Below are 11,464 nucleotides of genomic sequence, written 5' to 3' on the forward strand. Positions count from 1 at the left end.
ACACTATGCTTACTGAAGCCCCAGCCAGTATTGCGGGTGCTCAGAGCCAGTACCAGCCCGGTCGATACCGGGCCTGGTTCCGTACTCTGAAAACCAGCGCCAGCGTTCATCAGCGTATTTTCTGTCTGCCTCATGCCGGTGGCACTGCCAGTTTCTTTCGCAACTGGGCAGATGCCCTGCCACAAGGTACAGAGCTGATTGCGATCCAGTATCCCGGACGGGAAGAACGACTGGAAGAAGCCTGTATCGATAATATGCAGGATCTGGTCAGCGGCATCGAACAGAGTCTGTCTATGCAGCCCCATTTACTTCAGAAGCCCTATCTGATTTTTGGTCATAGTATGGGGGCGGCAGTGGCTTATGAGCTTTGTCTGCGCTTGCAACAGAATCAGCGCCGTTTGCCCTGTCATCTTGTGGTCTCGGCCAGCGAAGGCCCTGGCAGGATACAACCTTCTGCTTTTCATCAGGGATCGGATAAAGATCTGCTGCAGGAAATTATCCGTCTGAATGATCAGCTGACTTACCTGGCTGAAGTACCAGAACTGACGGATATGATCATGCCGATGCTGAAAACAGATTACCGTCTGATCGAAACTTACGGGGGGCAGGTACCTTCAATGGCGCAGGTTGAAATGCCGATTACTGCCATGACCGGTCAGCAGGATACCGAGTTGACCTACGCCGATGCAGAAGCCTGGGCTGATGTCAGTCAGGGGGATTTTCAGTTGCATTCCTGGCCCGGTGATCATTTTTACCTGAGCCAGCAGTACAAGGAGATGATTCCGGTATTACTGCGTTTATTAAAAGATTCGGGAGCGGTACAGTATCCGGCATGGGGGGCTTTGCCTTGATCTGAACCTGTTTATGGGACATTGCCCTGTAAAAGAACGCCCGTCACACACTCAGGACACTGAGCATGTGACGGGCATTTTTTTATTCTCCCTGCCCTTATTATTATCTCTTATGTCTTTACATCACTCGCAAATGCGGGGCTTATATTCCCGATTCGGGTAGCTGGTTTTACTGCCATCAGACACAATTGCTTTCTGCACATCCGACTTCATTCATCCGCTGTTCAGAGGTTCATGAAAGTGTCAGCCCCTATTCCTTATTCACAGCAAAACGACTCCCGGCGTCATACTCCGTTTACTCAGGTCAGCTCGCAGGCTATGACTGATAACCACAGCGCCTTTTACTGGCCAGTGATGCTGATGACTACTTTTCTGGCGTCATTGATCACCTTATCCAGTGCTATGGCAGATTATCCGGTGACCGTGCAAGATGATCGGAGTAAAAGCATTACGTTCGAGAAACAGCCGCAATCCGTAGCGTCTATCTCGGTGTTTGGTGCTGACCTGATGTGGGCACTGGATCAACAGGCGACCGGTTTATCCACACTGAATCACCGGCAGTCAGCGTATCTTGGTGATCAGGTCAGTCGGATGAAAGACCTGGGCGAAGTGCATGAAACCGATATGGAGCGTCTGACAGAGCTGAATCCGGATCTGATTATTGGCTTGCGCCAGTACACGGAACCTTTTGCCAGTAAGTTTGAAGAGATCGGACAGTTTCTGGCATTTGATCTGGTCACTCAGGAAGATTCTGAACAGGCCATTATGACGGTTACCCGAGCGTTAGATCAGGCTCAGCAGGGACAAGCGCTGAATCAGAATTTTCAGGCTCTGAAAGAAGAATTTAAGCAAAAAGCTCCGGGAGAAGTCAGCGCCATTCTGATCTGGCACTGGGCTGACACTCTGTACGCATTTTATAACCACTATCTGAGCACCGATATTATGCAGAGTCTGAAGGTTGAAAACGCGATGGGACGCTCACCGACACCTGCTCTGAAAAAACCGGATTCCAGTGTACTGTCTATGGAGCGGTTGCTGCGATTGAACCCGGATGTGATTTTGTCCTTTACCGGCGATGAGGCTCCTATCAGTTATCATCCGGTCTGGCAGCGACTAAAAGCAGTTCAGAATAAACGTGTCTATCGTATTAATGATCAGTACGTTATGCCTCATGGCCCGGTTGCCAGAGAGATGGTACTGAGAGAAATGGCTCACCTGTTTTATCCCGATCAGTTCCCGGCACCGGATAATATTCCGGATGCGGCACGGGCTAAACCGCTGACCTTTTCAGAAAGATAAATCCTATGTCGCAGCTATCAAGCCCGGATAAAACCTTCACTGTCAGTGCCGGTCATTCTGTGGGAAAACGCCAGAGAATCTCTCTGCTTCTGCCAGTCGTATGCCTGTTTATTATCATGCTGGCAGGGCTGGCATCTTTAGCACTGGGAGACACACTGTTTTCCTGGTCTGCGGTGTTCCAGTCGCTGACATCATCAGAAGACAGCATGACCCGTTTCATTATCATGGAACTGCGTATGCCCCGGTTGTTGACGGGGTTACTGGCTGGAGCGGCTCTGGGCATGGCGGGATGTATTGTACAGTCGATCACCCGTAACCCCCTGGGGACTCCGGATCTGATGGGTGTCAGTGCCGGGGCATCCTTTGCGATTGTACTGGGCTTTGTTGTATTGAGTCTGCCGCCATCTGCGATGCTGGTGATGGGTACGGCAGGTGGTTTTGCCGCCGGATTTCTGACCTTTGCAATCGCCTGGAAAACTCATCTGAATCCGATTCATCTGACTTTGTCGGGTATGAGTATCGCGCTGTTTTTTACCGCTGGCCTGACTCTTCTGCTGGTGTCGGCAGACAGTGATGTCAACGGCCTCTACTACTGGCTGGCGGGGAGTCTGCTGAACCGAACCTGGCAGCATGTGGATCAGCTCTGGTTATTTGTTTTTCTGGGACTGGGAATGGGAGTGATCTTCTCCCGGCCTTTAAATCTGCTGATGCTGGATGATATGACCAGCCGGGCGCTGGGCTTTCCGGTACAACGCTGGCGCCTGATTCTGGGCCTGACCAGTGTGGTACTGACTGCCGCTACGGTGGCGGTAGCAGGCCCAATCTCCTTTGTGGGGCTGGTGGCACCTCATGTCGTCAAGTTGTTGTTAAAACAATCCTTATCCCGGAGCTCATTATCAGATGCGGCTGAATCGGCGCAGCCCCTGCAGATGGATCACAGAATTTTACTACCTTTGTCTGCTATTGTCGGTGCGACCCTGGTATGCGTGGCTGATCTGGTGGCCAGAATACAGGAAGTGCCTGTCGGCATTCTCTGCATTCTGACTGGCGGCCCTTTATTTGTTTACCTGATCAGAAAGCAGGGCGGTTATGACCACTAATACCGTGCATCCTCAAAGTAATCCCGCGTCAACAGCATCTGGCTCTTTAAAGGATAGCAATGGCCGGTTAAAAGATGGCCATGACCGGACGCCGGGCTATTATCGTCTGGTAAAACTGGCGTTATTGCTGTTACTGACTTTACTGATGGTGTTGTCTCTATTGCTGGGGTCAGTCAACCTTGCGGCCAGCGATATTGTGTCGGTTCTGATGGGCAATATCACAACAGGCACTACTTATGACGTGATCTGGAACCTGAGACTCCCCCGAACGCTACTGGCGGCGTTAGTCGGTGTTCACTTTGCGTTATCGGGCCTGATTCTGCAGTCTGTGATTCGTAACCCTCTGGCAGACCCCGGAGTGATTGGTGTCTCCAGCGGAGCCAGTCTGGCCATTGTCGGCCTGTTGCTGCTCTCCGATATGATCAATGCCACTCTGCTGAAAGACTCACCAGTTGAGTTATCTCTCTCCTGGCTACCGATGGCTGCTATGGTTGGCGGTATCGTTATTTCGGCCCTGGTGCTGTATCTGTCATCGCAAAAACATCAGGGTATGAAAACCGGTATCAGCCCGGCTCGTCTGGCCCTGAACGGTGTTGCCATTGGTGGCATTCTTAATGCTATCGTGATGTGGATCGTCGTCGTCTGGGGTGGCGGTCGAACAGAAACCACAATTTTATGGCTGGCGGGCAGCCTGTACGGACGGGACTTTACCCATCTGTTTATCTTACTCCCCTGGACCATACTCGGTCTGGCAGCACTTTATTTGATCAGACATCCGTTATCGCTACTTCGTTTTGATGAATCTCAGGCACTCTCCATGGGCGTTAATGTTGCCCGCTGGCGTGTGTTCTCAATTGCTCTGGCGGTGATACTGGCCGCCAGTGCTATTGCTGTTGCAGGACCTGTGGGCTTTATCGGCCTGGTGGTTCCTCACTTATCCCGACTGCTGGTCGGCGGTGATATTAAACATCTGGTTTCAGTGTGCTTGCTGGCCGGTGGCTGCCTCTCATCCGGGGCAGACATAATCAGTCGCACTCTGCTCAGTCCGCTGGAATTACCGGCAGGCGCACTGACCACTGTGATTGGCATACCTGTTTTACTTTACCTCTTACAAAAACAAAGTGGGCGTCGACCGTAATGGGGGCGCCCCGATAACAGGAATATTTTATGACACTGTCTGCAGAAAACCTGGTGTTGAGCTATTCATCCGGACAGAGCGCATCCAGTACAACGTCTGAGGCATCGCCTGTGGTGTCAGAGGTTTCGCTGACTCTGCAAGAAGGGGAAATTACCTGCCTGATCGGGCCAAATGGTTGTGGTAAATCCACGCTACTGAAAGCCCTGGCTGGCTTATTGCCTCCGGCATCCGGTCAGGTGTTTCTGGATAACAGACCACTGCCCCACTGGTCTCGCAAAGCAATGGCCCGTCGTATGACCTTGCTACCGCAAAACCCGGTCGCACCGGATGACCTGAGTGTGTACCAGCTGGTCAGTCATGGTCGTTTTGCCTGGCAGGGGTTATTCGGAAGAATGACTCAGCAGGATCTGGACGCCGTTGAACAGGCTTTACATCTGACCGGGATGGATCAGCTGCGCCATCGTAGCTTTAATACCCTGTCAGGTGGTGAACGTCAGCGTGGCTGGATTGCGCTGGCACTGGCACAACAGGCCGATATTCTGTTGCTGGATGAACCGACCACCTATCTTGATATTGGTCATCAGCTGGAAGTGCTGGAGCTTCTCGCTCAGCTGAATCGGGAGCATCAGCGGACTATTGTGATGGTGCTGCATGATATTAACCAGGCCAGTCAGTATTCCGACAGAATACTGGCTATGCAGCAAGGGCGCATTATTGCAGACGACTCCCCGGTTAATGCGATTACCCCGGAGATGATGCAGCAGGTGTTCGGGATTCAGGTTGAGCTGATGATGCGTCAGCAGGGAGATAAAACCTGGCCTTATGGTTTACCGGTTGGCCGTAGCAGCCATTTTCCGGGACAGGATGTGGATACCCCATCCTCAATGACGGGGAATCCTTCAACAACAGGTAATCCCCCCTCAAAAACAGACAATCAATGTATGCAGAAAGCCGGTTAAAACCGGATGCCAATATCCGTTGCAACCTGACAAAAGCCTGTACTCTGATGCGGCTACAGGCTTAAGTAGCAGCACTGTTCTGTGCGTACCACTACTCTATGAGGGCAGCAGTTCATTCGTTATTTTTTTGCTTAATTCGGACTGTCTTTGCAACACAAAATCAGCCAGCATTTGAGTATAATTTTCTGCTACGGCATGCTGGACGGATTCACAACGGCTCAGATGATTCCGCCATTGTCTGACGCGAGGTGCTGAGGCAAAAAAGTCTGTCTCACTGATTTGATCAAACAGATCAAAATAGCGAAATACCGGCGCAAACACGGCATCCACCATACTGAAGTGCTGCCCGTTAAAAAAAGGGCCATCACTGATCTCGGCTTCCAGCTGCTCAAACTTTTGCTGAATTAATCCGGCCTGATGGTTCAGTCGATCGCCATCTTTCGCATTATAGTAACCTCCGATCGCATTCAGGACAGAGCTACCAAACTCCATCCAGCCTCTGTGGCGGGCACGGGTAACAGGATCTTCCGGATGCAGTCCGGGCTTAAACACATCATCCAGATATTCACAGATAGCAGATGATTCGAATATCGCCTGCTGGCCTGTGAGCAGTACCGGCGTTTTGCCTAACGGGGATATGTTAAGAAACCAGTCCGGTTTATTGGCCAGATCAATATAAACTCTTTCAAATTCAATGCCTTTCTCTGCCAGCACAATAGCAGCACGTTGAACGTAAGGGCATAATTTGTGTGAGATCAGAGTAATGGTTTGTTGAGTGCTTGCTGAGTGAGTATCTGGTTGAGTATGCATATGTGGCTCCATCTGACTGGAATGATTGACAGGGCCAGTCTAGTATTGCGAAATTGCATTTAAAATAAGTAGAATTGCAAACTATGAATGCAAAAATGCAATACAAGCTTACAGCTTCAGATCTGGAAGTTTTACTGGCCGTATACCGGGGAGGCACGTTGGCAGCGGCGGCTGAGAGAATCGGCGTGGATTCTTCTACTATTTTCCGCTGTGTTCAGAAGATGGAGCGGGGGATCGGACAATCCCTGTTTTCCAGATCCCGTTCGGGATATCGTCCGACGGAATTAGGGTTACAGCTGGCCGAAAAAGCTGAAGCGATAGAAGTGGAACTGGAATCGGCCCGCTCGGCCGCCCAGATGGCACCGGAAGATATTGCCGGAAGTGTGCATATCACAACAACCGATACAATTCTGCATGGCCTGCTGGCTCCGCAGTTATCGTTGCTGAACCGGACTCATCCTTTATTGCAGTTTGAACTGGAAACAGCCAATCGCCTGGCGAACCTGTCACGCAGAGATTCGGATATTGCACTTCGGGCGACACGGACACCACCAGAGCACCTGATTGGCAAGCATCTTGGGCCTATCCGGGTGGCTTTATTTGCCAGTCAGATATCCGGGCTTGCTGCCGGAGACCGGATAGACAATAAGATTTGCTGGATTGCACCGGATGAAGCCTTGCCGGATCATCCATCTGTGCACTGGCGTAAACGATATTATCCTAAGGCTAATGTGGCGTATCGGGTGGATAGCATCCTGACCGTTACAGAGTTTATTCGTCTGGGATTCGGTATCGGTATTATTCCGTTATTTCTTGCTGAAGATTATCCTGATCTGGTGCAGCTCACCGATGTACTGGACGAATGCCAGACAGAACTCTGGCTATTAGCACACCCTGAATCCAGACACCTGCGCCGTGTTTCTGCTGTTTTCGGGCATCTGTCTCAGATTATTCGACTGGAATGAACTAACGAAAGAAGGCACTAACTTCTATCACTCGCCCGGATAAGTCTGTGACAATAATGCCCTCCATAACGTTATTAAATACTCTGGAGGCAATCTTTTTCTGTCTCTCGGTTTCATATTGTTCTGTGACATCCCGACTGATGCCAAATAAGCCAATCACATCACCATACTGATCTGTCACGGGCCATTTATTGGTATGAACCCAGCCTGACTGACCCTTTTCGTCATAATAAAAAAAGCCTTTCAGCCTTCTGATGCTATTGTCAGGCACATTTCGGCAGGCAGCTCTGTATATATTATCTGACAGATTGAAATGCTTTTTCTTCTGAATAGTGGCTGTCTGCATTTTACATGGCATTATATTTATTCCGTCTTATATTGCTGTTTGCGACATTTTTCTATCCCCTTTAGTCGTTTTTGATCCTTTTCTGTGCACCATATCTGGACACGGCCAGCTATGAAACGTAATAGTCTGTTTCATAGTGAAGAAATAAAGACAGCAAGTCCTTTTCCCGAACGCAAAAGTGGTTGTTTTGTTTATATCTTTTTTACAGGGATAGGGCTGTTACCCCCGAATGTTTTCAGGAGAGAAAAGTAATGGCAGAGTTTCCACAAAAAGCGAAAGTGGTCATCGTTGGCCAGGGCGGTATTGTTGGTGCGTCAGTGGTCCATCACCTGATTGAGCGAGGCTGGGATGATATTGTCGGTATTGATAAATCGGCGATTCCGACGGATATCGGCTCTACCGCCCACGCATCTGATTTCTGCTTTAACACCATGCACGATCAGATGACCATCTTCACCACCAAATACAGTATCGACTTCTTTGAGAAGATGGGCCGTTACGAGCGTATTGGCGGTATTGAGGTGGCCCGTAAGGGTGATGATGAGCGTATGGAAGAGCTGAAGCGTCGCGTATCGTCCGGTAAAGCGTTCGGTAACCGGGTGGAGATGATCAGTACCGCTGAAGCCAAAGAAAAATTCCCTCTGCTAGAAGAAGACGTGATTCAGGGCGCGCTCTGGGACCCGGATGCCGGTCTTGTGGTGCCCCGCTCTCAGGCGGTATCCGGTGAACTGGTGGATATGGCTGTCGCGACCGGTAAGCTGCAAACTTTTGCGAATACCCCTTGTACCGGACTGAAAATTGAAGACGGTCGTATCAAGGGAGTGGAAACACCGCGTGGTCTGATTGAAGCGGAATATGTTGTCGTCTGTGCTGGTCTGTGGGGACGTTTAATCGCTGAGATGGCAGGAGAAGACCTGCCGATTATGCCAGTGGATCACCCGCTGACTTTCTTCAAACCATTTGATGAATTTGCCAATACTAAAAAAGAGATCGGTTACCCGCTGCTGCGTGATCAGGGCAACTCAGCCTATATGCGCGACACCGGTGATCCAAAAACCTCAGAAGGCGGTCAGCTGGAATGGGGCTATTACGAAGAGCGTGAACCTCGCCTGTGTCATCCAAAGGATATTCTGGAAAAAGAAGAAGCCCGTCTGTCACCATCCCAGCGTGATCTGGAGCTGGAAGAGGTGATGGACCCTCTGGAGCGCGCTATTGAGTTAACCCCTATTCTGGGCGAGCTGGGTTACGATGAGAAGTACTCCTTTAACGGCCTGTTGCAGGTAACCACCGATGGCGGTCCTTCTGTCGGTGAGTCCGCTAAAGTCCGTGGCCTATGGTACGCTGAAGCGATCTGGGTAAAAGATGGTCCGGGTATCGGTAAAATCGTTGCGGACTGGATGACCGATGGCGTCACTGAGTTTGATCACTCCAGCATCGATGTATCCCGTTTCTACCCGTTCCAGCTGGAAAAGCAGTTTATCCATGACCGCTGCTACGAGTCCGCCTTTAAGATCTACAATCCACCGGTTCATAACCGCGAGCCCTTCTCTAAAGGCCGTGACCTGCACCGTAGCCCGTTCTGGGAGCGTGAAAAAGAACTGGGCGGTTACTTTATGGAAGCCGCAGGCTGGGAGCGTGCTCACGGCTATGCCAGCAACGAGCATCTGTTAGAAGAATACGGTGATAAGATTCCGGTGCGGGAAAACGAATGGGACAACCGCCACTTCTGGCGCGTATCCAATGCCGAGCACCTGAAAATGTCAGAAGATGTTGGCATGGTTAACCTGTGCCACTTCGCTATCTACGATGTGACCGGTGCTGATGCGGCAGGTCTGATGGAGTATCTGTGTGTCGCTAAAGTAGCTGGTGATACGCCGAACGGCAAAGGGGTCTACACTCACTTCCTGGATAATCAGGGTAACGTCCGCGCCGATTTGACGGTACTGCGTCTGGCCGAAGATCATTTCCGTGTGATTGATGGTGGTGATGCCGGTAACCGTGACTTTGTCTGGATGAAGCGCATGGCGGAAGACAAAGGCTTCAATAATGTCACCATTGAAGACCGTCGTACCGACTTTGGCTGTATTGGCCTGTGGGGGCCAAACGCCCGTACCACATTGGCGAAACTGGTGGATGATCCTGATGGCATCAGCAATGAAAACTTCCCATTTGCAGCAGTAAAAGATATTACCGTTGCGGGTGTGACCATCTCCGCCTTCCGTATTTCTTACGTGGGCGAACAGGGCTGGGAGCTGCACTTTAAACTGGATGAAGGCCTGGCGGTCTGGGATGCGCTGTATGCTGCCGGTGTTACGCCGATTGGTATCGAAACCTATGCTAATAGCCGTCGTCTGGAGAAGAGTCTGCGTTTGCAAAATGCTGACCTGTTAACCGAGTATAATCTGGTTGAATCCGGTCTGGAGCGTCGTGTGGTCAAAGCGGCTGATTTCCACGGTAAAGAGCCTTATGTCGCCATGCGTGAGCGTGAACAGCAACCGGCTTATCTGTGTACGTTGACTATGGTGGAAAATACTGACGCCAAAGGTGTTGCCCGTTATCCGGTAGGCATCTGCCCGATTATCGACCCTGCCACCGGTGAAACTCTGATCGACTCTCAGGGCCGTCGCTCTTACACCACCAGTATCTGTTATGGGCCGAGTGTGGGTAAAAATATCGCCCTGGGCTACCTGCCAGCAGACTACTGTGATGTAGGTCGTGAACTGCAGATCGAATACTTCGACGAGTCTTATAAGGTCGTGGTCGAAGCGATTGGCTGTTACGGTCTGTACGATCCGGAAAACCTGAAGCCTAAATCGTAAAATAAACGCAGAAAAACAGCGAAAGCAAAGCGAACAAATACCGGTTGCGATCAACCGGTATTTGTTTCAGTTAATTGCTAATTAAATGTAGTGGTTCTTGGTCTCTGAAAAGCTGTGCTTCAAAGTCTCAGCTCTTAAAGGAGATTGATCCGATATATCAATTAGAAAAAACGATTTTATTTCTGTCTAAATCACGTACATAGGCAGAAAAGCGTGGTCCGCGCTGATTGGGCTCTCCTTCACAAGTACCTCCTGACTCAATCGCCTTCTTGTACAGCCTTGTCACTTCTTCTGCAGAATCCACGCTGAAACCTACCATGGTTCCATTACCACTCGTTGCAGGCTCCTGATCAAAAGGGATCGCAACCGCAAAGGCCGAATCTTTATCTTTACCCTGCCAGAAGGCCATTCTGTCGGTTGAGAATGTCTGGCTCAGCTCGGTTTGCTCGAACAGCGCATCGTAGAATTTAACCGAAGCTTCAAAGTTGTTCGTGCCCACAACGAAATAGTTCATTTTCATCATTTCTGATCTCCTGATTGAACAGGAGGAAGATTATGAAATGCCCCTGCTGACAAGGAGTGTCAGCAGAATTGTGATGCCTGAACTAAGCGCTTACAAAGAATAATCGATAGTCTTGAAAAGGGGATGTTGCTCATATTATTGGCTTGTATGAGTTGTATTTATATTCGGGGTTATGAATGGTTATTTTTTAAATAATTAAAAGACTGTTTGATGGTTTTTTAATTGTTGCTAAATATTTTTTATTTGAGTCAATATATGCACGATTTATTTATATAAATAAACTTTTTATTATCTTTTTGGAACACTATTTTACAGTGGTGGTGGAACTTTTACCTATAATGGCAGATAAATAATGTCGCATCAGATAATGGAAGGTCTGATTAAAGGTATGGATACTATTTACCTGAATAAATATCTTCCCTGATGCATTCTATTAGTACTAAAAAAGGAAGTAGTAAGAATGCAGTTTTCTAAATCCCTTTTGTCCCTGGCCATTATTGCTACATTAACCGGATGTAATGGCGAAACATCCTCGAACGCATCAACAAATGATAACTCTGCATCACTGCTGTCCGGTTAAATATAAACCAGTTCCATTGACAGCTGATCGGGGGCTTCTGGAGGTGATGAATATCCAGCTGAATCAGGGTGGAG

At 49.5% G+C, this 11,464-nt stretch carries 10 protein-coding genes; 7 read left to right on the top strand and 3 right to left on the bottom strand.

Annotation, left to right across the window (positions count from 1 at the left end; all coding sequences use genetic code 11):
* Positions 1-5: 5 nt before the first annotated feature.
* From H4O21_RS04015 to H4O21_RS04035, 5 genes are all read left to right on the top strand, one after another.
* Positions 6-851, top strand: coding sequence for a thioesterase II family protein (locus tag H4O21_RS04015; protein ID WP_182807552.1), 846 nt, complete (start codon positions 6-8; stop codon positions 849-851).
* Between the two features lie 234 nt (positions 852-1,085).
* Positions 1,086-2,150: an ABC transporter substrate-binding protein gene (locus tag H4O21_RS04020; RefSeq protein ID WP_220495495.1), complete on the top strand. Its 1,065-nt coding sequence runs from the start codon at positions 1,086-1,088 to the stop codon at positions 2,148-2,150.
* 5 nt (positions 2,151-2,155) lie between these two features.
* On the top strand, positions 2,156-3,250 hold the full coding sequence (locus H4O21_RS04025; protein ID WP_182807553.1) for a FecCD family ABC transporter permease: 1,095 nt from the start codon (positions 2,156-2,158) through the stop codon (positions 3,248-3,250).
* Positions 3,240-4,388 carry a FecCD family ABC transporter permease gene (locus tag H4O21_RS04030; protein ID WP_220495496.1) on the top strand — a complete coding sequence of 383 codons (1,149 nt, stop codon included), beginning with the start codon at positions 3,240-3,242 and terminating at the stop codon, positions 4,386-4,388. Before H4O21_RS04025 ends, H4O21_RS04030 begins: the two co-directional genes overlap by 11 nt.
* A gap of 29 nt (positions 4,389-4,417) precedes the next feature.
* Positions 4,418-5,347 (top strand): ABC transporter ATP-binding protein, encoded by a 930-nt coding sequence (locus tag H4O21_RS04035; protein ID WP_182807554.1) that lies wholly within the window; start codon positions 4,418-4,420, stop codon positions 5,345-5,347.
* A gap of 96 nt (positions 5,348-5,443) precedes the next feature.
* Here H4O21_RS04035 and H4O21_RS04040 read toward each other — a convergent pair whose 3' ends face one another.
* The gene (locus H4O21_RS04040; RefSeq protein ID WP_182807555.1) at positions 5,444-6,157 is read right to left on the bottom strand and encodes a glutathione S-transferase family protein; all 714 of its coding nucleotides are present in this window, start codon (positions 6,155-6,157) and stop codon (positions 5,444-5,446) included.
* A 95-nt stretch (positions 6,158-6,252) separates the two neighbouring features.
* Here H4O21_RS04040 and H4O21_RS04045 point away from each other — a divergent pair, with 95 nt between their 5' ends.
* A complete protein-coding gene (locus tag H4O21_RS04045) occupies positions 6,253-7,122 on the top strand; it encodes a LysR family transcriptional regulator (protein ID WP_255487119.1) in 870 nt (289 codons plus the stop codon).
* 1 nt (position 7,123) lies between these two features.
* On the opposite strand, the gene H4O21_RS04050 is transcribed toward H4O21_RS04045, so the two are convergent.
* Positions 7,124-7,480 (bottom strand): PAS domain S-box protein, encoded by a 357-nt coding sequence (locus H4O21_RS04050; protein WP_182807557.1) that lies wholly within the window; start codon positions 7,478-7,480, stop codon positions 7,124-7,126.
* A gap of 239 nt (positions 7,481-7,719) precedes the next feature.
* On the opposite strand from H4O21_RS04050, the gene H4O21_RS04055 reads away from it, so the two are divergent.
* Complete coding sequence (locus H4O21_RS04055; RefSeq protein ID WP_182807558.1) at positions 7,720-10,287, top strand: GcvT family protein; 2,568 nt, start codon at positions 7,720-7,722, stop codon at positions 10,285-10,287.
* 157 nt (positions 10,288-10,444) lie between these two features.
* Here the strand turns inward: H4O21_RS04055 and H4O21_RS04060 are convergent, their stop codons facing one another.
* Positions 10,445-10,810, bottom strand: coding sequence for a VOC family protein (locus H4O21_RS04060; protein ID WP_255487120.1), 366 nt, complete (start codon positions 10,808-10,810; stop codon positions 10,445-10,447).
* Between the last annotated feature and the right edge of the window lie 654 nt (positions 10,811-11,464).

The sequence above is a fragment of the Oceanospirillum sediminis genome (genome assembly GCF_014164585.1).
GTDB classification, from domain to species: Bacteria; Pseudomonadota; Gammaproteobacteria; order Pseudomonadales; family Halomonadaceae; genus Oceanospirillum; species Oceanospirillum sediminis.

Coding starts and splice junctions, on each gene's coding strand:
- H4O21_RS04060 (WP_255487120.1), bottom strand. CDS start 10,810: ATGATGAAAATGAACTATTTCGTTGTGGGCACGAACAACTTTGAAGCT.
- H4O21_RS04050 (WP_182807557.1), bottom strand. CDS start 7,480: ATGCCATGTAAAATGCAGACAGCCACTATTCAGAAGAAAAAGCATTTC.
- H4O21_RS04025 (WP_182807553.1), top strand. CDS start 2,156: ATGTCGCAGCTATCAAGCCCGGATAAAACCTTCACTGTCAGTGCCGGT.
- H4O21_RS04015 (WP_182807552.1), top strand. CDS start 6: ATGCTTACTGAAGCCCCAGCCAGTATTGCGGGTGCTCAGAGCCAGTAC.
- H4O21_RS04030 (WP_220495496.1), top strand. CDS start 3,240: ATGACCACTAATACCGTGCATCCTCAAAGTAATCCCGCGTCAACAGCA.
- H4O21_RS04055 (WP_182807558.1), top strand. CDS start 7,720: ATGGCAGAGTTTCCACAAAAAGCGAAAGTGGTCATCGTTGGCCAGGGC.
- H4O21_RS04040 (WP_182807555.1), bottom strand. CDS start 6,157: ATGCATACTCAACCAGATACTCACTCAGCAAGCACTCAACAAACCATT.
- H4O21_RS04045 (WP_255487119.1), top strand. CDS start 6,253: ATGCAATACAAGCTTACAGCTTCAGATCTGGAAGTTTTACTGGCCGTA.
- H4O21_RS04035 (WP_182807554.1), top strand. CDS start 4,418: ATGACACTGTCTGCAGAAAACCTGGTGTTGAGCTATTCATCCGGACAG.
- H4O21_RS04020 (WP_220495495.1), top strand. CDS start 1,086: ATGAAAGTGTCAGCCCCTATTCCTTATTCACAGCAAAACGACTCCCGG.